Source organism: Pseudomonas sp. BF-B-30 (genome assembly GCF_019956305.1).
In the GTDB taxonomy this organism is placed as follows: domain Bacteria; phylum Pseudomonadota; class Gammaproteobacteria; order Pseudomonadales; family Pseudomonadaceae; genus Aquipseudomonas; species Aquipseudomonas jessenii.
This window is the reverse complement of the sequence record NZ_JAHBDG010000055.1, coordinates 95,863-117,126: the sequence shown is the minus strand read 5'-3', so window position 1 is coordinate 117,126 and position 21,264 is coordinate 95,863. Positions and strand designations below refer to the sequence as shown.

General features: G+C 60.7%; 19 protein-coding genes. 12 read left to right on the top strand and 7 right to left on the bottom strand.

What is annotated here, in order from left to right; all coding sequences use genetic code 11:
* Window positions 1-102: 102 nt before the first annotated feature.
* Window positions 103-819 carry an SIMPL domain-containing protein gene (locus tag KGB29_RS23720; protein WP_090453064.1) on the bottom strand — a complete coding sequence of 239 codons (717 nt, stop codon included), beginning with the start codon at window positions 817-819 and terminating at the stop codon, window positions 103-105.
* Between the two features lie 372 nt (window positions 820-1,191).
* Between KGB29_RS23720 and KGB29_RS23715 the strand changes: the two genes are divergently transcribed.
* From KGB29_RS23715 to KGB29_RS23675, 9 genes are all read left to right on the top strand, one after another.
* Window positions 1,192-2,454 (top strand): ATP-binding protein, encoded by a 1,263-nt coding sequence (locus KGB29_RS23715; protein WP_057716443.1) that lies wholly within the window; start codon window positions 1,192-1,194, stop codon window positions 2,452-2,454.
* Window positions 2,447-3,007, top strand: coding sequence for a response regulator transcription factor (locus tag KGB29_RS23710; protein ID WP_007973041.1), 561 nt, complete (start codon window positions 2,447-2,449; stop codon window positions 3,005-3,007). The genes KGB29_RS23715 and KGB29_RS23710 overlap by 8 nt, the downstream gene beginning before the upstream one ends.
* Before the next feature lie 97 nt (window positions 3,008-3,104).
* Window positions 3,105-4,832, top strand: a complete 1,728-nt coding sequence (locus tag KGB29_RS23705; protein WP_150812820.1) for an ABC transporter ATP-binding protein/permease — start codon at window positions 3,105-3,107, stop codon at window positions 4,830-4,832.
* Between the two features lie 190 nt (window positions 4,833-5,022).
* Entirely contained in the window at window positions 5,023-5,772 is a 750-nt protein-coding gene (locus KGB29_RS23700) for a FadR/GntR family transcriptional regulator (protein ID WP_178081865.1), read from the top strand.
* 432 nt (window positions 5,773-6,204) lie between these two features.
* Window positions 6,205-7,116, top strand: a complete 912-nt coding sequence (kdgD, locus tag KGB29_RS23695) for a 5-dehydro-4-deoxyglucarate dehydratase (RefSeq protein ID WP_057716441.1) — start codon at window positions 6,205-6,207, stop codon at window positions 7,114-7,116.
* Window positions 7,117-7,177: 61 nt separating this feature from the next.
* On the top strand, window positions 7,178-8,623 hold the full coding sequence (locus tag KGB29_RS23690; RefSeq protein WP_150812819.1) for an aldehyde dehydrogenase family protein: 1,446 nt from the start codon (window positions 7,178-7,180) through the stop codon (window positions 8,621-8,623).
* A 188-nt stretch (window positions 8,624-8,811) separates the two neighbouring features.
* Window positions 8,812-10,173, top strand: coding sequence for an MFS transporter (locus KGB29_RS23685; protein WP_102669068.1), 1,362 nt, complete (start codon window positions 8,812-8,814; stop codon window positions 10,171-10,173).
* Window positions 10,174-10,184: 11 nt separating this feature from the next.
* Window positions 10,185-11,738, top strand: a complete 1,554-nt coding sequence (garD, locus tag KGB29_RS23680) for a galactarate dehydratase (RefSeq protein WP_057716438.1) — start codon at window positions 10,185-10,187, stop codon at window positions 11,736-11,738.
* A gap of 186 nt (window positions 11,739-11,924) precedes the next feature.
* Entirely contained in the window at window positions 11,925-12,866 is a 942-nt protein-coding gene (locus KGB29_RS23675; protein WP_150812817.1) for an AEC family transporter, read from the top strand.
* A gap of 157 nt (window positions 12,867-13,023) precedes the next feature.
* On the opposite strand, the gene KGB29_RS23670 is transcribed toward KGB29_RS23675, so the two are convergent.
* The 6 genes from KGB29_RS23670 to gatC form a co-directional block, all read right to left on the bottom strand.
* Complete coding sequence (locus KGB29_RS23670) at window positions 13,024-13,404, bottom strand: carboxymuconolactone decarboxylase family protein (protein WP_046040018.1); 381 nt, start codon at window positions 13,402-13,404, stop codon at window positions 13,024-13,026.
* Entirely contained in the window at window positions 13,401-14,462 is a 1,062-nt protein-coding gene (locus KGB29_RS23665; protein WP_150812816.1) for a calcium/sodium antiporter, read from the bottom strand. Before KGB29_RS23665 ends, KGB29_RS23670 begins: the two co-directional genes overlap by 4 nt.
* 50 nt (window positions 14,463-14,512) lie before the next feature.
* The gene (locus KGB29_RS23660; RefSeq protein ID WP_154861579.1) at window positions 14,513-14,887 is read right to left on the bottom strand and encodes a septal ring lytic transglycosylase RlpA family protein; all 375 of its coding nucleotides are present in this window, start codon (window positions 14,885-14,887) and stop codon (window positions 14,513-14,515) included.
* Between the two features lie 149 nt (window positions 14,888-15,036).
* A complete protein-coding gene (gene gatB / locus KGB29_RS23655; protein WP_090453075.1) occupies window positions 15,037-16,482 on the bottom strand; it encodes an Asp-tRNA(Asn)/Glu-tRNA(Gln) amidotransferase subunit GatB in 1,446 nt (481 codons plus the stop codon).
* A 10-nt stretch (window positions 16,483-16,492) separates the two neighbouring features.
* The gene (gene gatA, locus KGB29_RS23650; RefSeq protein ID WP_057398872.1) at window positions 16,493-17,944 is read right to left on the bottom strand and encodes an Asp-tRNA(Asn)/Glu-tRNA(Gln) amidotransferase subunit GatA; all 1,452 of its coding nucleotides are present in this window, start codon (window positions 17,942-17,944) and stop codon (window positions 16,493-16,495) included.
* Between the two features lie 17 nt (window positions 17,945-17,961).
* Entirely contained in the window at window positions 17,962-18,249 is a 288-nt protein-coding gene (gatC, locus tag KGB29_RS23645) for an Asp-tRNA(Asn)/Glu-tRNA(Gln) amidotransferase subunit GatC (RefSeq protein WP_007901429.1), read from the bottom strand.
* Between the two features lie 211 nt (window positions 18,250-18,460).
* Here gatC and mreB point away from each other — a divergent pair, with 211 nt between their 5' ends.
* The 3 genes from mreB (at window position 18,461) to mreD (ending at window position 21,254) form a co-directional block, all read left to right on the top strand.
* Window positions 18,461-19,498, top strand: a complete 1,038-nt coding sequence (gene mreB / locus KGB29_RS23640; RefSeq protein WP_002555108.1) for a rod shape-determining protein MreB — start codon at window positions 18,461-18,463, stop codon at window positions 19,496-19,498.
* A 143-nt stretch (window positions 19,499-19,641) separates the two neighbouring features.
* Window positions 19,642-20,763, top strand: a complete 1,122-nt coding sequence (gene mreC, locus KGB29_RS23635; RefSeq protein WP_154910436.1) for a rod shape-determining protein MreC — start codon at window positions 19,642-19,644, stop codon at window positions 20,761-20,763.
* Complete coding sequence (gene mreD / locus KGB29_RS23630; protein WP_007970244.1) at window positions 20,763-21,254, top strand: rod shape-determining protein MreD; 492 nt, start codon at window positions 20,763-20,765, stop codon at window positions 21,252-21,254. The genes mreC and mreD overlap by 1 nt, the downstream gene beginning before the upstream one ends.
* Window positions 21,255-21,264: the final 10 nt, after the last annotated feature.

The following is a 21,264-nucleotide window of genomic DNA, read 5'->3' as shown; positions in this document are numbered from 1 at the left end:
TTTTCTCGGGGGGACCTATCCAGTTATAGCTCATGCCTGAAAACTGCCAAAAAAAACGGCGATCATTTTCATGATCGCCGTTTTTGTTTACGGGCTACCGATTCAAGGCATCAGCACTTCAATCGAGCCATCGGCGGTCATGCTGACCTGGCTGGTGCCGGCCTCGACATCCGGCGTCACCGGTGCGCTGTCCATGGCGGCGGCTTTCATCATCATCGGCGCGCGCATGTAAGGCTGTGGATAACCGTTGCTGTTGAGGTTCAGGTTGACGATTTTGTAGCTCTTGCCGCCAAGGGCGTCGGTGGCCAGTTGGGCGCGGGCCTTGAAGGCGGTCACGGCGTCCTTGAGCAAGGCGTCTTCGCTGGCCTTGCGGGTCGGGGTGGCGATAGCGAAGTCCATGCCGCCCATTTTCAGGTCGGTGAGCAGTTCGCCGGTCAGCTTCGACAGCGCAGCGAAGTCCGGGCTTTCCAGGCGCAATTCGGCGCGCTCGCGCCAGCCGGTGATTTTCTGGCCCTTGGTGTCATAGATCGGGTAGCTGTTGCGGCTGCCCTGGCGCAGAGTGATGTCCTTGACTTGCTTGGCCTTGGCCAGCGCCTTGTTCATGGTGGTGCTGACATCGGCGGCGAGTTTGGCCGGGTCGGTGTTCTGTTCTTCGGTGTAGAGGGTCACGATCATCAGGTCGCGGGCCACTTCCTGACTGACTTCGGCGCGCAGGGAAATCTGGTTGTAATGAAGCTCGTCGGCGGCCAGGGCCGGGAGGCTGGCGACGGTGCCAACGCTCAGGGCGAGGAGGGCGGCGCTGCGGCGGAATGTGTGCATGAAGGCTCCTTGAAAGGTGCGCAGGGGTATGGTCCGGACCTGCGTGAAACCATCAGACTCTAGCTTTTAAGTTCCGGTTCGCACAGTTACAACTTCTATACAGATGGAACTCAGGTGGCCCTGTGGCGAGGGGGCTTGCCCCCGTTGGACTGCGCAGCAGTCCCAAAACCTGCACCGCGTAATGACAGTTAGACCGCATCGACCTATTTGCGACTGCTTCGCAGCCGAACGGGGGCAAGCCCCCTCGCCACAGTTGTCATCGCCCGCGAAATTATGGGTAGCACTGTGGCCGTTTGCCGCACTTTTGCCTGTCAGCCCCCGCGCTTGGTTATACTCCCTGCGATCCGCCTGGAGCGCTCATCAGGAGAGCTCATGCTCGCCCCCGTTCAAATCACTTCCGCCACTCGCCAGAACCTCTGGCGGCTGACGTTCATCCGCACGTTGGTGCTGGCCGCCCAGGCCGGTTCCGTTGGCCTGGCCTACTGGCTCGAGTTGCTGCCACTGCCCTGGTTTCAATTGGCGGCGACGCTCGCATGTTCAATGCTGCTGTGCGTGTTCACAGCCATTCGCCTGCGTACCTCGTGGCCGGTGACCGAGCTCGAATACGCCGTGCAACTGGCCTGCGATCTGTTTATCCACAGCGCATTGCTGTATTTCTCCGGTGGCTCGACCAACCCCTTCGTCTCCTATTACCTGGTGCCGCTGACCATTGCCGCCGTGACCTTGCCGTGGCGTTACTCGGTGATCCTGTCGGGTATCGCGTTGACGATGTACACGCTGTTGCTGGCGCAGTTCTATCCGCTGCAAACCTTCCCGATCGCCCGGGAAAACCTGCAGGTGTACGGAATGTGGCTGAGCTTCGCCCTGGCTGCAGCGGTGATCACGTTTTTCGCCGCGCGCATGGCCGAAGAGCTGCGTCGTCAGGAAGAGCTGCGCGCCATTCGCCGCGAAGAAGGCCTGCGCGATCAGCAACTGCTGGCCGTCGCCACCCAGGCCGCCGGTGCGGCCCATGAACTGGGCACGCCGTTGGCGACCATGAGTGTGCTACTCAAGGAAATGCGCCAGGATCATCATGATCCGATGTTGCAGGACGACCTGAGCGTGCTGCAGGATCAGGTCAAGTTGTGTAAAGAGACCTTGCAGCATCTGGTACGCGCCGCCGAGGCCAATCGCCGGTTGGCGGTGGAGATGCAGGACGTCACCGATTGGCTTGATGAAGCCCTCAATCGCTGGCACCTGATGCGTCCGGAAGCCAGTTATCGCTTCCAGCGCCTCGGTCAGGGCCCGGTCCCCCGGATGGCGCCGCCGCCGGACCTGACCCAGGCTTTGCTGAATCTGTTGAACAACGCTGCCGATGCCTGCCCCGAAGGGCTGCAAGTGACGCTGGACTGGGATTGGGAAAACCTCACCATCAGCATTCGTGACCATGGCGCCGGTGTGCCGCTGGCCATTGCCGAGCAAATCGGCAAGCCGTTTTTTACCACCAAGGGCAAAGGCTTCGGCCTGGGCCTGTTTTTGAGCAAGGCCAGCGTGACACGCGCCGGCGGCTCAGTGAAACTCTACAGTCATGAGGAAGGTGGCACGCTCACCGAGCTGCGCCTGCCCCGTGTCGCCCGAGGAGACGAACATGAGTGAAGAGATCCAAGTCGAAGGCGAAGAACTGCCGCATTTGTTGCTGGTCGATGACGACGCCACATTCACCCGCGTCATGGCCCGCGCCATGGCTCGCCGCGGTTTTCGCGTCAGCACTGCCGGTTCCGCCGAGGAAGGCCTGGAGCTGGCCAAGGCCGATCTGCCGGATTACGCCGCCCTTGACCTGAAGATGGACGGCGATTCCGGCTTGGTGCTGCTGCCCAAGTTGCTGGAAATGGACCCGGAAATGCGCGTGGTGATCCTCACCGGTTACTCGAGCATTGCCACTGCCGTCGAGGCGATCAAGCGCGGTGCCTGCAACTACCTGTGCAAGCCGGCGGACGCCGACGACGTGCTGGCGGCGCTGCTGTCCGAGCACGCCGACCTCGACAGCCTGGTGCCGGAAAACCCGATGTCCGTGGACCGCCTGCAGTGGGAGCACATCCAGCGCGTGCTGACCGAACACGAAGGCAACATCTCCGCCACCGCCCGTGCCCTGGGCATGCACCGCCGCACCCTGCAGCGCAAACTGCAGAAGCGTCCCGTTCGCCGCTGAACCTGCGCTGAACGAATGCGGGCCGTATCTCGCGAAAAACCGGACCGATCATCTATGATCGGTTCGTGTGTGTACTTTTTTCTATCGAGCCTTATCCATGAATCAGAACGCTGAGTATTCCGCGGTCAACGACGCTGTGCGCGGGCAGTTTTTTCGCAAAGTGTGGGCGATGATCACGCCTTACTGGCGCAGTGAAGAGAAGGTCAAAGCCTGGACTCTGCTGATCGCCGTGATTGCGCTGTCGCTGATCAGCGTAGGGATCTCGGTGTGGTTCAACACCTGGTACAAGGATTTCTACAACGCGCTGCAACAAAAGGACGAGGAGGCATTCTGGCGGCTGATCCTGTATTTCTGCGGGATTGCTGCGGTGGCGATCGTCGGCGCGGTGTATCGGCTGTACCTGACGCAGATGCTGACGATCCGCTGGCGGGCATGGCTCACCGAAAAGCATTTCACCCGCTGGCTGGGTGACAAAAACTACTACCAGCTGGAGCAGGGCGGTTACACCGATAACCCGGACCAGCGGATTTCCGAAGACCTCAACAACTTCACCTCCAACACCCTTGAGCTGGGTATCGGGCTGCTGCGCAATATCGTCAGCCTGGTGTCGTTCTCGATCATCCTGTGGGGTGTGTCGGGCAGTATTGAAGTATTCGGCATCACCATTCCCGGCTACATGTTCTGGTGCGTGCTGGTTTACGCGGTGGTCGGCAGCTGGTTGACGCATTTGATCGGTCGTCGCCTGATCGGCCTGAACAATCAGCAACAACGCTTCGAAGCTGACCTGCGTTTCTCCATGGTGCGAATTCGCGAGAACGCCGAAAGCATCGCGTTGTACAACGGAGAGCCGAACGAAAACCGCCGGTTGAGCAGCCGCTTCGGGATGGTCTGGCATAACTTCTGGGACATCATGAAGGTGTCCAAGCGCCTGACGTTCTTCACCGCTGGTTACAGCCAGGCCGCGATCATCTTCCCCTTCATGGTTGCCGCCCCGCGTTACCTTTCCGGCAAGATCGAACTGGGCGAACTGATGCAAATCAGCTCGGCGTTCGGCAATGTGCAGGAAAGTTTCAGCTGGTTTATCAGTGCCTACCAGAGCCTCGCTTCCTGGCGCGCCACCTGCGATCGTCTGTTGAGCTTCCACCAGGCCATGCGTGACAACGAAGAACGTGCGCCGGCCATCGACGTCCAGAATTCGGGATCGGTGCTGAAGGTGCACAACCTCGGCCTCGACCTGGCTGAAGGTCGTCACCTGCTGACCAACGCCGACATGACCGTGAAGGAGGGCGAGCGTGTGATGCTCAGCGGTCGTTCCGGCAGCGGCAAGTCGACCCTGCTGCGGGCGATGGGGCATCTGTGGCCGACCGGCCACGGCAGTATTCGCCTGCCATCGGCGCGCTACCTGTTCCTGCCGCAAAAACCGTATTTGCCGATTGGCACCCTGCGTGATGTCCTCAGTTATCCACAGCCCGGCGATACCTATCCGAACGAGCGCTACGCGCAGGTGCTGGAAACCTGCCGCTTGCCGCACCTGATTGCCCGTCTCGACGAAGCCAACCACTGGCAGCGCATGTTGTCGCCGGGTGAGCAGCAGCGCTTGGCCTTCGCCCGTGCGCTGCTTTATGCACCGCAATGGCTGTACATGGATGAGGCCACCTCGGCGATGGACGAAGAAGACGAGGCCACGCTTTATCAGGCGCTGATCGACGAGTTGCCGGGGCTGAGCATCGTCAGTGTCGGTCATCGCAGCAGTCTGAAGCGCTTCCACCCTCGGCACATTCGTATCGAGAATGGCCATCTGGTGGATCAGACCGTGACTGCCTGAACACCCTGATTCCTTGTAGGAGCGAACTCGCTCGCGATGGACTTGAAAACGCCGCGTTGATCCAGGAAGCACGCGTTATCGTTAACCTCCATCGCGAGCAGGCTCGCTCCTACAGGGTAAGGTGATCGTACAACCGCGTTGCGCTATGATGCGCTTTCAGCCGCCGATTTTTTCGAGACAGATGTTCACCATGGAAAACCCGAACGACGTACCACGCCTCCCACGCAAGCGCCGCAGCCTCGCTCAGGAACTGGTGACGGTGCTGTCGGAGCAGATCCGCGACGGTCATCTCAAGCGTGGCGACAAGTTGCCCACCGAGTCGGCCATCATGGATGCCCATGGTGTCAGCCGCACGGTGGTGCGCGAGGCGATTTCCCGTTTGCAGGCGGCAGGGCAAGTGGAAACCCGCCACGGTATCGGCACCTTCGTGCTCGACACGCCGAGCCCGAGCGGTTTCCGTATCGACCCGGCGACTGTGGTAACCCTGCGAGATGTGCTGGCGATCCTGGAACTGCGCATCAGTCTGGAAGTGGAGTCTGCCGGGCTGGCGGCGCAACGTCGCAGTCCGGAACAACTGGCCAACATGCGCGCCGCCCTCGATGCGTTGAATGAAAGTGCCGCTCACGCCAGTGACGCCGTGGCTTCGGACTTCGCCTTCCACCTCGAAATCGCGCTGTCCACCGGCAACCGCTACTTCACCGACATCATGACCCACCTGGGTACCAGCATCATTCCGCGCACACGGCTGAACTCCGCGCGCCTGGCCCATGACGACCAGCAGCACTACATGAGTCGCCTGAGCCGTGAGCACGAAGAAATCTACGACGCCATTGCCCGTCAGGATTCCGATGCGGCGCGGGCCGCCATGCGTTTGCACCTGACCAACAGCCGTGAGCGGTTGCGTCATGCCCATGAAGAGGCTGAGGCGCAGCGGGGCTGAGTGTTCTGATTCCAGTCCTGTATTGGCTGACAGATTGCCTTCGCGAGCAAGCCCGCTCCCACAATTGATCTGCGTCGTTCACAAATAGTGAGTTCGCAGAAATTCGAATGTGGGAGCGGGCTTGCTCGCGAAGGGGCCGCAAGCCGTTCCACAAAACCTTCAGTTAGCCTCTCTTTTACTTATCCCCCCCCACCCGCTTATATCTTCCGACAACGTATCTCCTGAGCACCTGTTTTTCGAGGTGTGATCCTCCCTGTTCTCCTCCACGGAAACTCAATCAAACAAGGTCTAAACACATTCTTGTCCAACAATTTTCACCCCCAGCGATGAAATGCAGTTGACGGTTGTATTTTAAGTTGTACGATGACCTACAACTTCAGCGCAGGCTGAACGGTTTTCTCACACAACGTCGCAATCCAGGGTGTTCGAATAATGAATCCACAAGAACTGAAGTCCATCCTCTCTTCCGGTCTGCTGTCTTTCCCGGTTACCGATTTCAATGCTCAGGGCGACTTCAATCGCGCGGGTTACATCAAGCGCCTGGAATGGCTGGCCCCATACGGCGCCTCGGCTCTGTTCGCCGCAGGCGGCACCGGTGAGTTCTTCTCTCTGGCGGCCAGCGAATATTCGCAAATCATCAAGACTGCGGTCGACACTTGCGCCACCAGCGTGCCAATCCTGGCCGGTGTCGGCGGTTCGACCCGCCAGGCTATCGAATACGCACAGGAAGCCGAGCGTCTGGGCGCCAAAGGTCTGCTGCTGCTGCCGCACTACCTGACCGAAGCCAGCCAAGACGGCGTTGCCGCCCACGTTGAAGCCGTGTGCAAGTCGGTCAACATCGGCGTGGTGGTCTACAACCGTAACGTCTGCCGCCTGACCGCGCCGCTGCTGGAACGTCTGGCCGAGCGCTGCCCGAACCTGATCGGCTACAAGGATGGCCTGGGTGATATCGAGTTGATGGTGTCGATCCGTCGCCGCCTCGGTGATCGCTTCAGCTACCTGGGTGGCTTGCCGACCGCCGAAGTCTACGCCGCGGCCTACAAGGCACTGGGCGTGCCGGTCTACTCCTCGGCGGTGTTCAACTTCATTCCGAAAACCGCGATGGACTTCTACCACGCGATCGCTCGCGAAGATCACGCCACCGTCGGCAAGATCATCGACGACTTCTTCCTGCCGTACCTGGACATCCGTAACCGCAAAGCCGGTTATGCCGTAAGCATCGTCAAGGCCGGGGCAAAAATTGCCGGCTACGACGCAGGTCCTGTGCGTGCACCGCTGACCGATCTGACCGGCGAAGAGTACGAAATGCTCGCCGCGCTGATCGACAAGCAGGGTGCGCAGTAACACATCCGTTCAAGTAAGGCCGCTGAGCAATCAGCGGCCTTTTGCGTGAGGAGATCTCAAAGTGGCAGATGCAAAGCGTTTCGATAACTACATCAACGGCGAATGGGTTGCCGGTGGCGATTATTCGACCAACATCAACCCGTCCGAACTGACCGACGCCATTGGCGACTACGCCAAGGCTGATCTGGCTCAGGTCCACGCTGCCATCGACGCCGCCCGTGCCGCGTTCCCGGCCTGGTCCACGTCCGGCATTCAGGCGCGTCACGATTCCCTGGATAAAGTCGGCACTGAGATCCTCGCCCGTCGCGAAGAACTCGGCACCCTGCTGGCCCGGGAAGAGGGCAAGACCCTGCCTGAAGCCATCGGCGAAGTGACCCGCGCCGGCAATATCTTCAAGTTCTTCGCCGGCGAGTGCCTGCGCCTGTCCGGCGACTACCTGCCGTCGGTGCGTCCGGGCGTCAACGTTGAAGTCACTCGCGAAGCTTTGGGCGTGGTCGGTCTGATCACCCCGTGGAACTTCCCGATCGCCATCCCGGCATGGAAAATCGCCCCGGCCCTGGCCTACGGCAACTGCGTCGTGCTGAAACCCGCAGACCTGGTTCCAGGTTGCGCCTGGGCCCTGGCCGAAATCATCTCCCGCGCAGGCTTCCCGGCCGGTGTATTCAACCTGGTGATGGGCAGCGGTCGCGTGGTGGGCGATGCGCTGGTTCACAGTCCGAAAGTCGACGGCATCAGCTTCACAGGTTCCGTGGGCGTGGGTCGTCAGATCGCTGTCAGCTGTGTATCGCGCCAGGCCAAAGTCCAGTTGGAAATGGGCGGCAAGAACCCGCAGATCATTCTCGACGACGCCGACCTCAAGCAAGCGGTCGAGTTGTCAGTGCAGAGCGCGTTCTACTCCACCGGCCAGCGTTGCACGGCTTCCAGCCGCTTTATCGTCACCGCCGGGATTCACGACCAGTTCGTCGAAGCCATGGCCGAGCGCATGAAGTCGATCAAGGTCGGCCATGCATTGAAGGCGGGTACCGATATCGGTCCGGTGGTCTCGCAAGCGCAACTCGAGCAGGACATGAAGTACATCGACATCGGCCAGTCCGAAGGTGCGCGTCTGGTCAGCGGCGGTGGTCTGGTGACGTGCGACACCGAGGGTTACTTCCTTGCGCCAACCCTGTTTGCCGACAGCGAAGCTTCGATGCGCATCAGCCAGGAAGAGATCTTCGGCCCAGTGGCCAACATCGTCCGCGTCGCCGATTACGAAGCCGCGCTGGCCATGGCCAACGACACCGAGTTCGGGCTGTCGGCGGGCATTGCCACCACCTCGCTGAAGTACGCCAACCACTTCAAACGCCACTCCCAGGCCGGGATGGTGATGGTCAACCTGCCGACCGCCGGTGTGGATTACCACGTTCCGTTCGGTGGGCGTAAAGGTTCATCCTATGGATCACGTGAGCAAGGTCGCTATGCGCAAGAGTTCTACACGGTCGTGAAGACCAGCTACATCGGTTCGTAACAAGAAACACCGCGGCATTGGCAACGATACCGCGCCCCCTGTAGGAGCGAGCTCTGCTCGCGATGGTCTCGAGATCGCGAAGTTCAGCCTGATGCCCAGCGTCATCGTTGACGACCATCGCGAGCAGGCTCGCTCCTACAGAACACCGTTATTACCCGCATAAAAATAATCAGTGGGAGTACATCTACATGCAACCGACCCAGAAGCCGACTCACGTCCGCTATTTGATCCTGCTCATGCTGTTTCTGGTGACCACAATCAACTACGCCGACCGGGCTACCATCGCAATCGCTGGCTCCAGCCTGCAAAAAGACCTCGGCATCGACGCCGTGACCCTCGGCTACATCTTCTCCGCATTCGGTTGGGCCTATGTGGCCGGGCAAATCCCCGGCGGCTGGCTACTGGACCGTTTCGGCTCGAAAAAAATCTACGCATTGAGCATCTTCACCTGGTCGCTGTTCACCGTGCTGCAAGGCTTCGTCGGTGAGTTCGGCATGTCCACGGCGGTGGTTGCGCTGTTCATGCTGCGCTTCCTGGTGGGCCTGGCTGAAGCGCCGTCCTTCCCTGGTAACGCCCGAATCGTTGCGGCGTGGTTCCCGACTGCTGAACGCGGTACGGCCTCGGCGATCTTCAACTCGGCGCAATACTTCGCCACCGTGCTGTTCGCTCCGCTGATGGGCTGGATCGTCTATTCCTTCGGCTGGGAGCACGTGTTCATCGTCATGGGTATCCTGGGCATCATCTTCTCGCTGGTCTGGCTGAAAGTGATCTACAGCCCGCGCGAACACCCACGGATCAACGATGCTGAGTTCAAGCACATCTCCGAAAACGGCGGCATGGTCGACATGGACCAGAAGGGCAAGAAGTCCGACGGTCCGAAGTGGGATTACATCCGCCAGTTACTGACCAACCGCATGATGCTCGGCGTGTACCTGGGCCAGTACTGCATCAACGGCATCACTTACTTCTTCCTGACCTGGTTCCCGGTGTACTTGGTGCAGGAGCGCGGCATGACCATCCTCAAGGCCGGTTTCATCGCGTCCTTGCCGGCAATCTGCGGCTTCATCGGTGGTGTGCTCGGCGGGGTGATTTCCGATTACCTGTTGCGCAAGGGCCATTCCCTGACCTTCGCCCGCAAGGCACCGATCATCGCTGGCCTGCTGGTTTCCAGCAGCATCGTGGCGTGCAACTACGTGGACGTAGAATGGATGGTCGTCGGCTTCATGGCCCTGGCGTTCTTCGGCAAAGGCGTCGGCGCACTGGGCTGGGCCGTGGTGTCCGACACGTCGCCGAAGCAGATCGCCGGTCTGAGCGGTGGCCTGTTCAACACCTTCGGTAACATTGCTTCGATCACCACTCCAATCGTGATCGGTTACATCATCAGCTCCACCGGTTCATTCAAGTGGGCGTTGGTGTTCGTCGGTTGCAACGCACTGGTTGCGGTGTTCAGCTACCTGGTGATCGTGGGCCCGATCAAGCGCGTGGTGCTCAAAGAGCCACCAGCGAACGGTACTGAAGCCCCAGGCAAATTGTCTCAAGCGCATTCCTGAGGAGCGGCGTCATGCAGTTGATTGAACATTCCGACTCGCCGCGCTACATCCGCCTGCACGAGCGGGACAACGTAGTGATTGTGGTCAATGATCAGGGCGTACCGGCCGGCACCGAGTTTGCGGACGGTCTGGTTACCGTGGATTTCGTGCCGCAGAGCCACAAGGTCACCCTGGAAGACATTCCCGAAGGTGGCCAGGTGATTCGTTATGGCCAGGTCATTGGTTATGCCTTGCAGCCGATTCCCCGAGGCAGTTGGGTCAAGGAAGATCAACTGCGCATGCCGACCGCGCCACCGCTGGACAGCCTGCCGCTGTCCACCGACGTGCCGGCCGCGCAGGCACCGCTGGAGGGCTTCACTTTCGAGGGTTATCGCAACGCCGACGGCACCGTCGGCACGCGCAACATTCTCGGCATCACTACCACCGTGCAGTGCGTGACCGGAGTACTGGATCATGCGGTCAAGCGCATCAAGGACGAGTTGCTGCCCAAGTACCCGCACGTCGATGATGTGGTGGCGCTGACCCACAGCTACGGCTGTGGCGTGGCCATCACCGCCACCGACGCGTACATCCCGATCCGCACCGTGCGCAACCTGGCACGCAACCCGAACCTGGGTGGCGAAGCCTTGGTGATCAGCCTGGGCTGCGAGAAATTGCAGGCCGGGCAAGTGATGCACGAGAACGACAGCTCGGTGGATTTGAGCGAGCCATGGCTGTACCGCTTGCAGGATTCCAGTCACGGCTTCACCGAGATGATCGAGCAGATCATGGAACTGGCCGAGACGCGCTTGAAGAAGCTCGATCAACGTCGTCGGGAAACCGTGCCGGCATCCGAGTTGATCCTGGGCATGCAATGCGGTGGCAGTGATGCGTTCTCCGGCATCACCGCCAACCCGGCGCTCGGATATGCCTCGGACCTGCTGCTGCGGGCCGGTGCGACGGTGATGTTCTCCGAAGTCACCGAAGTGCGCGATGCGATTTATCTGCTGACCTCCCGCGCGGAAAACCAGGACGTCGCTCAGGAACTGGTGCGGGAAATGGACTGGTACGACCGCTACCTGGCCAAGGGCGAGGCGGATCGCAGCGCCAACACCACGCCGGGCAACAAGAAGGGCGGGTTGTCGAACATTGTCGAGAAATCCCTGGGATCGATCGTCAAGTCCGGCAGCAGCGCGATCAACGGCGTGCTTGGCCCTGGCGAGCGATTCAAGCGCAAAGGCCTGATCTTCTGCGCGACCCCGGCCAGCGACTTTGTCTGCGGGACCTTGCAGTTGGCGGCGGGGATGAACCTGCACGTGTTCACCACCGGTCGTGGCACGCCTTACGGTCTGGCCATGGCGCCGGTGGTGAAGGTCTCTACCCGGACCGAACTGGCGCAACGCTGGCCGGACCTGATCGACATCGACGCAGGGCGCATTGCCACCGGCCGCGCGTCCATCGAAGATCTTGGCTGGGAGTTGTTCCACTACTATCTGGACGTGGCGAGCGGCAAGAAGCAGACGTGGGCCGAGCAGCACAAACTGCATAACGACATCACCCTGTTCAATCCGGCGCCGATCACTTAAGACCGAGTCGCCTGCTTCGCGAGCAAGCCCGCTCCCACACTGGATTTTCGCCGTGCACAGGTTTTGTGTTCGACACTGATCAAATGTGGGAGCGGGCTTGCTCACGAAGGCGATCCAGCAGGCGCCGAAGTCTTCAGTGGCTTATCATTAGCCCCCTAACGACGCCCACCCCAAGGTCCTCCCGGCATGCTGGCAATTTTCCTCGAAACCCTGAACATCACCGCGCCGGTGTTCGTCATGCTGTTTCTGGGGGTGCTGCTCAAGCGCATCGACTGGATCAACGACAATTTCATCCACACCGCGTCAGCATTGGTGTTCAACGTCACCATGCCGGCGTTGCTGTTTTTGGGCATCCTGCATGCCGACTTGCACGCGGCGTTGCAGCCTGCGCTGCTGATCTATTTTTCCCTTGCGACCCTGGTGTGTTTTGCCATCGCCTGGGTTTGGGCGATCTGGAAGTGCCCGCGGGAAGATCGGGGGATCTACACCCAAGGTGCCTTTCGCGGTAACAACGGGGTCATTGGCCTGGCGCTAGCGGCAAGCATGTACGGCGACTACGGGATTTCCCTCGGAGCGATCCTGGCGGCGCTGGTGATCTTGTTCTACAACACCCTTTCGACCATTGTGCTGGCGGTGTACAGCCCGGTGATCAAGTCCGATCCGTGGAGCATCTGCAAAAGCGTGTTCAGCAATCCGCTGATCATCAGCGTGATTGCGGCTGCACCATTCGCCTATTTCAAGATCGGCTTGCCCGGCTGGCTGGAAACCTCCGGCCAGTACCTGGCGCAAACCACGTTGCCGCTGGCGCTGATCTGCATCGGCGGCACGCTGTCGCTGGCGGCGCTGCGCAAAAGCGGTTCGATGGCGTTCAGTTCGAGCCTGGTGAAAATGCTCGGTCTGCCGATCCTGGCGACACTCGGTGCGTGGCTCTGGGGCTTCCGTGGTGCGGAGCTGGGGATTCTGTTTTTGTACTTCGGCAGCCCGACAGCGGCGGCCAGTTTCGTCATGGCCCGGGCGGCGGATGGCAATCATGAACTCGCGGCCGCCATCATCGTGATCACCACGTTGATGGCGGCGGTGACCACCAATATCGGGATCTTTTTGTTGCAGTGGGGTGGGTGGATTTAGCTTCCGGATTGTCGCTGCGCTTTAGGGCCTCATCGCGAGCAAGCTCGCTCCCACAGGTTTCTTTGTTGTTGATCAAATTCTATTCACACCGAAGACCCCCTGTGGGAGCGAGCTTGCTCGCGATGGCGCCAGATCAGGCAGCCTGAATTTCTTTGATTCACTCTGGCTTCTGGTAACTGTCGATCACTTCCTGCGCCGCCCGAAACGCATCGATCGCCGCCGGCACACCGGCATACACCGCGCAATGCAGCAGCGCTTCGCGAATTTCATCCACAGTGCAGCCGTTGTTCAGCGCACCGCGTACGTGACCTTTCAGCTCCTGCGGGCACTTGAGTGCGGTCAGGGCGGCAAGGGTGATCAGGCTGCGGGTTTTCAGCGGCAGACCTTCGCGATTCCACACGCCGCCCCAGGCGTGTTCATTGACGAAGTCCTGCAGCGGCTGGGTGAACTCGGTGGCGTTGCCCAGTGCGCGGTCGACGAAGGCGTCGCCCATCACTTGGCGGCGGACTTCAACGCCGGGTTTTTTATTCTCGGTCATGGGGCTTCCTTCTTATGGTGTTGGCGACGCCAGGCGCGTAGTGACGTGAACAGCAAAAACGCTACCAGCGCCGGCAGGACGAATAACAGCATCAAGTGTTCCAGCTTGCCGGCCAGTGGCATGCCGGTGGTGAACGACACCACGTGCAGCCCATACGCCAGGTACAAACCCAGAAACAGCAGACCTTCGGCGCGGGTCACCCGATAGCCGGAGTAGAACACCGGCAGGCACAGCGCCGCGATGCCGAGCATCACCGGCAGGTCGAAATCCAGGGCGTTGGGCGACACCGACAGCGGTGACGGTGCCACGAGCGCCGTAAAGCCGAGCACGCCCAAGAGGTTGAACAGGTTGCTGCCAATCACGTTGCCCACGGCAATATCGCGTTCGCCGCGTATAGCCGCGATCAACGAAGTGGCGAGCTCAGGCAGTGAGGTGCTGACGGCGACGATGGTCAGGCCGATGATCCGCTCCGACAGCCCAAGGTCGGTAGCGACCGCAACGGCTGCCCCCAGCAGCAAGTGTCCGGCGTACACCAGCATCGCCAGTCCGGCGACGATCATCAGCAGGCTGCTCAGCCATGACGCCTGGCCGTTGTGATCATGGCTCGATACCGGGCGTGCCGAGTGTCGCGACTGACGCAGTAACAAGCCCAGGTAAATCGCCAGCGCCGTCAGCAACATCACGCCGTCGGCCCGGGTCAGTTCTTCATTCCAGGCGAGTACGAACACCAACAGGCTGGCGCCGATCATCAACGGAATATCCAGGCGCACCAATTGTCGGGAAACCCGCAGCGGAATGATCAGCGCAGACAACCCGAGGGTGACGAGGATGTTGAAAATGCTGCTGCCGATCACACTGCCGACGGCGATGTCGGCATTGTGCGCCAGGGTCGCTTGCAGGCTGACCGCCATCTGCGGTGCGCTGCTGCCGAGGGCGACGATGGTCAGGCCGATGATCAGCGGTCGTACGTGCAACCGCGCGGCGATGCGTACGGCGGCGCGCACCATCAATTCGGCGCCGACAATCAGCAGGAGCAATCCGCTGAGCAATTCGATCACGCTGATCAGGGGTAAATCGGCTAATCCGAAAATGGTCGGGGCTCCATCGGTCAGTCGTCGAGGGCTTGCACGCGAACCCGCGCGGTGCCGCTGCGCAGCATGCCCAGGCGCTCGGCGGCTTCCTTGGACAGGTCGATCAGGCGGCCCCGGGTGTGCGGCCCGCGATCATTGATGCGCACCACGCAGGATTTGTCGTTATTCAGATTGGTGACCTTCACCCGTGTACCGAAGGGTAGCTGGCGATGGGCGGCGGTCATGGAATTCATGTTGAAACGCTCGCCGTTGGCGGTGCGTTTGCCTTGGTGTTTGGCGCCGTAGTACGAAGCCACGCCGGTTTTGTCGTAGCCATGCGGATCGACGGTGTCGGTGCTGGCGCAACCGGCCAGGAACGAGAGGAGGGCGCAGGCGCCGAGCAGACGTTTCATTTGGGTGTTCCAAAAAACAAATGTGGGAGCGGGCTTGCTCGCGAATGCATTCTGACAGTCAACATTGAATTGAGTGCCGAACCGCATTCGCGAGCAAGCCCGCTCCCACAGGGGAATGGAGCCAGTGAGTCGGGCTGGCTCCATTCTCATCAGCCTTCGAGCTTGCTTTTGAGCAGTTCGTTGACCTGTTGCGGGTTGGCCTTGCCTTTGGAGGCTTTCATGGCCTGACCGACGAAGAAGCCGAACATCTTGCCGCGCTTGGCTTCGTCTGCCGCGCGGTATTGTTCGACCTGCTCGGCGTTGGCCGCGAGCATTTCGTCCAGCACCGCCGAGATGGCGCCGGTGTCGGTCACTTGCTTGAGGCCGCGCTTGTCGATGATCTCGTCTGCGCTGCCTTCGCCGTTGGCCATCGCTTCAAACACCACTTTGGCGATCTTGCCGGAGATAGTGTTGTCCTTGATGCGCAGCAGCATGCCGCCCAGAAGCTCGGCGGAAACCGGCGACTCTTCGATGTCCAGGCCTTGCTTGTTGAGCAGGCTGCCCAACTCGACCATCACCCAGTTCGCCGCCAGTTTGGCGTCGCCGCCGATGCTCGCGACTTTCTCGAAGTAATCGGCTTGCTCGCGGCTGGTGGCCAGTACGCTGGCGTCGTAGACCGACAGACCGAACTGCTCCTGGAAGCGCTCGCGCTTTTGCGGTGGCAATTCCGGCAGGGTGGCGCGCACGTCGTCGAGGAACGAGTTTTCGATGACCACCGGCAACAGGTCCGGATCGGGGAAGTAACGGTAGTCGTTGGCTTCCTCTTTGCTGCGCATTGGACGGGTCTCGTCCTTGTTCGGGTCGTACAGGCGGGTCTGCTGGATCACCTTGCCGCCGTCTTCGATCAATTCGATCTGACGCTGGATTTCGCTGTTGATCGCCTTCTCGATGAAGCGGAACGAGTTGACGTTCTTGATCTCGCAGCGGGTGCCGAACTCGGCCTGGCCTTTCGGACGGATCGAGACGTTGCAGTCGCAACGCAGCGAACCTTCGGCCATGTTGCCGTCGCAAATCCCTAAGTAACGCACCAGGGCGTGGATCGCCTTGACGTAGGCCACGGCTTCCTTGGCGCTGCGCATGTCCGGCTCGGAGACGATTTCCAGCAGCGGTGTGCCGGCACGGTTCAGGTCGATGCCGGTGGCGCCGCTGAATTCTTCGTGCAGGCTCTTGCCGGCGTCTTCTTCCAGGTGCGCGCGGGTGATGCCGACACGTTTGACCGTGCCGTCCTCGAGGGCGATGTCCAGGTGGCCCTTGCCGACGATCGGCAGCTCCATCTGGCTGATCTGGTAGCCCTTGGGCAAATCCGGGTAGAAGTAGTTTTTACGGGCGAACACGTTGTGCTGGCCGATCTCGGCGTCAATCGCCAGACCGAACATCACCGCCATGCGTACCGCTTCCTGGTTCAGCACCGGCAATACGCCCGGCATGCCCAGGTCTACCAGGCTGGCCTGGGTGTTCGGCTCGGAACCGAAGGTGGTGGAACTACCGGAAAAGATTTTCGACCGGGTGGTGAGCTGGGTATGAATCTCCAGCCCGATCACGACTTCCCATTGCATGTGTGTCTCCTCAGAAGCCGGTTGGGGTGCGGGTGTGCCAGTCAGTGTTCAACTGATACTGGTGGGCAACGTTCAACAGGCGACCTTCCTGGAAATACGGAGCGAGCAATTGCACGCCGACCGGCAGGCCGTCGACAAAACCGGCCGGCATCGACAGGCCGGGCAGGCCTGCGAGGTTGGCGGTGATGGTGTAGACGTCTTCCAGGTACGCAGCGACCGGGTCGCTGTTCTTGGCGCCAAGCTTCCAGGCCGGGTTCGGCGTGGTTGGGCCGAGGATGATGTCGACCTCATTGAAGGCGGCCATGAAGTCGTTCTTGATCAGGCGACGAATCTTCTGCGCCTTCAGGTAGTAGGCGTCGTAGTAACCGGCGGACAGGGCGTAGGCACCGACCATGATCCGGCGTTGCACTTCTGTCCCGAAACCTTCGCCACGGGAGCGCTTGTACAGGTCTTCCAGGTTTTTCGGGTCTGCGCAACGGTAGCCGAAACGTACGCCGTCGAAACGCGACAGGTTGGAGGACGCTTCCGCCGGGGCGATCACGTAGTACGCAGGAATCGCGTGCTGCATGTTCGGCAGACTGATTTCCTTGACCACGGCGCCGAGCTTTTTCAGCTCTTCGACGCTGGCCATGACCAGGTCGGCAATGCGCGGGTCGAGACCGGCGCTGAAGTACTCTTTCGGCACACCGATACGCAGGCCTTGCAGCGAGCCGTTGAGGCTGGCGCTGTAGTCCGGCACGGGCTCATCGATGCTGGTGGAGTCGTTCGGATCGAAGCCGGCCATACCTTGCAACAAAATCGCGCAGTCTTCGGCAGTGCGCGCCAACGGGCCACCCTGATCGAGGCTGGAGGCGTAGGCAATCATGCCCCAGCGCGATACGCGACCGTACGTCGGTTTCAGGCCAGTGAGGTTGGTCAATGCGGCCGGCTGACGAATGGAGCCGCCAGTGTCGGTGCCGGTGGCCGCAGGCAACAGACGAGCGGCAACCGCCGCCGCCGAACCGCCGGACGAACCGCCCGGTACGTGTTCCAGGTTCCACGGGTTCTTCACCGCGCCGTAGTAGCTCGACTCGTTGGCCGAACCCATGGCGAATTCGTCCATGTTGGTCTTGCCCAGGGTCACGGCGCCGGCAGCGGCCAGCTTGGCGACGACAGTGGCGTCGTACGGCGCCTTGAAGTTGTCGAGCATCTTCGAGCCGCAGCTGGTGCGAATGCCCTGGGTGCAGAACAGGTCCTTGTGGGCGATCGGCGCGCCGAGCAGGGCGCCGCTCTCACCATTGGCGCGGCGTGCATCAGCGGCTTTCGCCTGCGTGAGCGCCAGGTCCTCGGTGAGGCTGATGAAACTGTTGAGCTGCGGATCAAGCTGGGCGATGCGCGCCAGCAGGACCTTGGTCAGCTCTTCGGAGGAAAACTTTTTATCGGCGAGTCCGCGGGCGATCTCGGCCAGAGTCAATTGATGCATTGCAGGCTCTTTCCCTATTAGTCGATGACTTTCGGAACCAGGTACAGGCCGTTTTCGACCGCTGGTGCGATGGACTGGTAGGCCTCGCGGTGATTGGTCTCGGTCACGACGTCTGCGCGCAGGCGCTGGCTGGCTTCCAGTGGGTGGGCCAGCGGTTCGATACCATCGGTATTGACCGCCTGCATTTCGTCGACCAGCCCGAGAATGCTGTTAAGGGCCGAAGTGATGTGTGGAAGATCGGCATCATTGAGGCCAAGGCAGGCCAGATGAGCGATTTTTTCCACGTCGGAGCGTTCAAGCGCCATTGGGATTCTCCAGTGGAAAACAAAACGGACGGCGTCCGTGTGTTAGATTGTCGGAACACTACCGCACTTCTACGGTCATAAGGCCGCGATTGTGGGGCTTGGTGCACAGAAAAGCGGCCAATTTAACATATTGGCGCCTTGCCCAAAATCCCTGTCGTTGTTAGAGTTTGCCGCACTTTTTTACCCACGCGTTGCCTAGGGTCCCTTTCCCATGTTCAAGAAACTGCGTGGCATGTTTTCCAGCGATCTTTCCATTGACCTGGGCACTGCCAACACCCTTATTTACGTGCGCGAGCGCGGTATCGTCCTGAATGAGCCCTCCGTTGTGGCCATTCGGACACACGGTAACCAGAAAAGTGTCGTTGCTGTCGGCACCGAAGCCAAGCGCATGCTGGGTCGTACGCCGGGCAACATTGCTGCCATTCGTCCGATGAAAGACGGTGTGATCGCCGACTTCAGCGTGTGCGAAAAAATGCTGCAGTACTTCATCAACAAGGTTCACGAAAACAGCTTCCTGCAGCCTAGCCCACGCGTGTTGATCTGCGTTCCATGCAAATCCACCCAGGTTGAGCGTCGTGCCATCCGTGAGTCGGCCCTTGGCGCCGGTGCCCGTGAAGTGTTCCTGATCGAAGAGCCAATGGCCGCTGCGATCGGTGCCGGCCTGCCGGTTGAAGAAGCTCGCGGTTCGATGGTCGTGGATATCGGTGGCGGTACCACTGAAATCGCGCTGATCTCCCTGAACGGTGTGGTTTACGCCGAATCCGTACGTGTGGGCGGCGACCGCTTCGACGAAGCGATCATCACCTACGTACGTCGCAACTACGGCAGCCTGATCGGTGAATCCACCGCCGAGCGCATCAAGCAGGAAATCGGTACCGCGTATCCGGGCGGCGAAGTTCGCGAAGTCGACGTTCGCGGCCGTAACCTGGCCGAAGGCGTTCCACGCGCATTCACCCTGAACTCCAACGAAGTGCTGGAAGCTCTGCAAGAGTCCCTGGCAACCATCGTTCAGGCCGTGAAAAGCGCCCTGGAGCAATCGCCTCCGGAGCTGGCTTCCGATATCGCCGAACGTGGCCTGGTACTGACCGGTGGTGGCGCCTTGCTGCGTGACCTGGACAAATTGCTGGCCCAGGAAACCGGTCTGCCGGTGATCGTTGCCGAAGACCCGCTGACCTGCGTTGCTCGCGGCGGTGGCCGTGCATTGGAAATGATGGATAAACACACCATGGACCTGCTTTCCAGCGAATAAGTCGCCGGGTTGCCTCTATGCTGTTGAGCGCGCAGGCGGCACTTTGCAGTGCTGCCTGTTCGCGTTTATCTTCTGTCAGTCTGCATCCAGGCCGGATTGCTGCCGTATGAATAAACAGAACATTTGCCTGGGAGGAGCGGCTTATTAAACCGCTTTTCACCAAGGGCCCTTCACTTGGCGTGCGCCTGTTGGTGCTGGTCGTGCTATCGGTCGCGCTGATGGTGGTCGATGCCCGTTTCAGTCTGCTCAAGCCTGCACGCAGCCAGATGTCGCTGGTGCTGATGGACGCCTACTGGATCACCGACCTGCCCGGACGGCTGTGGGAAGGCGTTGCCAGTCAGTTTGGCAGCCGGACCGAGCTCGTCGCCGAAAACGAAAAACTCAAGACCGAGAACCTGCTGTTGCAGGGGCGCATGCAGAAGCTTGCCGCCCTGACCGAGCAGAACGTCCGGCTGCGCGAGTTGCTCAACTCTTCGGCCCTGGTCAACGAGAAGGTCGAAGTGGCCGAGTTGATCGGCATGGACCCCAACCCCTTCACCCATCGCATCATCATCAATAAAGGTGAGCGCGATGGCGTGGTCCTCGGTCAGCCGGTACTCGATGCCCGTGGCCTGATGGGGCAGGTGGTCGAGTTGATGCCCTACACCTCCCGCGTCTTGCTGCTGACCGATACCACCCACAGCATTCCAGTGCAGGTGAACCGTAACGGTTTGCGGGCGATTGCCAGCGGCACCGGTAACCCGGAACGTCTCGAGTTGCGGCATGTGGCCGATACCGCCGACATCAAGGAGGGCGACCTGCTGGTCAGCTCCGGCCTCGGTCAGCGTTTCCCGGCGGGTTATCCGGTGGCGACGGTCAAGGAAGTGATTCACGATTCCGGCCAACCGTTTGCCATTGTCCGCGCCGTTCCGACCGCCGCCTTGAACCGTAGCCGTTACCTGTTGCTGGTGTTCAGCGACAACCGGACTGCCGAAGAGCGCGTCAACGCTGCCGCCCAGGCCCAGGAAAGTCTGGATGCGCAGGGCGGTGGGCCGATCATTCCGTCGACGGTTCCGAAACCGGTCAGCCCCGCGGTCCCCGCTGCACCGGCCGCCGCACCGGCGATTCCTGCGACGGCGGCGCCTGCGGCCACCGCGCCAGCCAAGCCAACCACCACGCCAGCCAAGCCTGCGGTGGCTAAACCGGCGACGGCGCAACCCGCTGCCGCGAAGCCTGCCGCCAAACCGCCAGTGTCCGCGCCGGCCACTCCAGTGGGGAGAGAATAATGGGTGGTGTGAAAGCATCCCGAAACGGCTGGATAGTCTGGCTGACGTTCGCCGTCGGTCTGCTGTTGAGCGTTTCGCCTCTGCCGCAATTCATGGAAATCCTGCGCCCGCTGTGGCTGGCCTTGTTGCTGGCATTCTGGGCGTTGAACCTGCCGCAGACCGTCGGGATGGTGACGGCGTTTTGCCTGGGGCTGGCTGAAGACGTGCTCTACGGTACCTTGCTGGGTCAGAATGCCTTGATCCTGACGCTCATCACCTATCTGGTGCTGGCGCTGCAGCAACGCCTGCGGATGTTCCCGATGTGGCAGCAGAGCCTGGTGATCCTGGTGATCTTCGGACTCGCCCAGCTAGTACAGCTATGGCTCAGTGCCTTGACCGGCAATCGTCAGCCGACGTTGGCGCTGGTGCTGCCGGCACTGGTCAGTGCGCTGCTCTGGCCCTGGATCAGTTTCGGTTTGCGCGGACTGCGTCGACGCTACAAAATCAATTAATTCGTTCAGG

Excerpts from the sequence above, each read along its gene's own strand:
- KGB29_RS23720 (WP_090453064.1), bottom strand. The coding sequence starts at position 819 with ATGCACACATTCCGCCGCAGCGCCGCCCTCCTCGCCCTGAGCGTTGGC.
- KGB29_RS23715 (WP_057716443.1), top strand. The coding sequence starts at position 1,192 with ATGCTCGCCCCCGTTCAAATCACTTCCGCCACTCGCCAGAACCTCTGG.
- KGB29_RS23710 (WP_007973041.1), top strand. The coding sequence starts at position 2,447 with ATGAGTGAAGAGATCCAAGTCGAAGGCGAAGAACTGCCGCATTTGTTG.
- KGB29_RS23705 (WP_150812820.1), top strand. The coding sequence starts at position 3,105 with ATGAATCAGAACGCTGAGTATTCCGCGGTCAACGACGCTGTGCGCGGG.
- KGB29_RS23700 (WP_178081865.1), top strand. The coding sequence starts at position 5,023 with ATGGAAAACCCGAACGACGTACCACGCCTCCCACGCAAGCGCCGCAGC.
- kdgD (WP_057716441.1), top strand. The coding sequence starts at position 6,205 with ATGAATCCACAAGAACTGAAGTCCATCCTCTCTTCCGGTCTGCTGTCT.
- KGB29_RS23685 (WP_102669068.1), top strand. The coding sequence starts at position 8,812 with ATGCAACCGACCCAGAAGCCGACTCACGTCCGCTATTTGATCCTGCTC.
- garD (WP_057716438.1), top strand. The coding sequence starts at position 10,185 with ATGCAGTTGATTGAACATTCCGACTCGCCGCGCTACATCCGCCTGCAC.
- KGB29_RS23675 (WP_150812817.1), top strand. The coding sequence starts at position 11,925 with ATGCTGGCAATTTTCCTCGAAACCCTGAACATCACCGCGCCGGTGTTC.
- KGB29_RS23670 (WP_046040018.1), bottom strand. The coding sequence starts at position 13,404 with ATGACCGAGAATAAAAAACCCGGCGTTGAAGTCCGCCGCCAAGTGATG.
- KGB29_RS23660 (WP_154861579.1), bottom strand. The coding sequence starts at position 14,887 with ATGAAACGTCTGCTCGGCGCCTGCGCCCTCCTCTCGTTCCTGGCCGGT.
- gatB (WP_090453075.1), bottom strand. The coding sequence starts at position 16,482 with ATGCAATGGGAAGTCGTGATCGGGCTGGAGATTCATACCCAGCTCACC.
- gatA (WP_057398872.1), bottom strand. The coding sequence starts at position 17,944 with ATGCATCAATTGACTCTGGCCGAGATCGCCCGCGGACTCGCCGATAAA.
- gatC (WP_007901429.1), bottom strand. The coding sequence starts at position 18,249 with ATGGCGCTTGAACGCTCCGACGTGGAAAAAATCGCTCATCTGGCCTGC.
- mreB (WP_002555108.1), top strand. The coding sequence starts at position 18,461 with ATGTTCAAGAAACTGCGTGGCATGTTTTCCAGCGATCTTTCCATTGAC.
- mreD (WP_007970244.1), top strand. The coding sequence starts at position 20,763 with ATGGGTGGTGTGAAAGCATCCCGAAACGGCTGGATAGTCTGGCTGACG.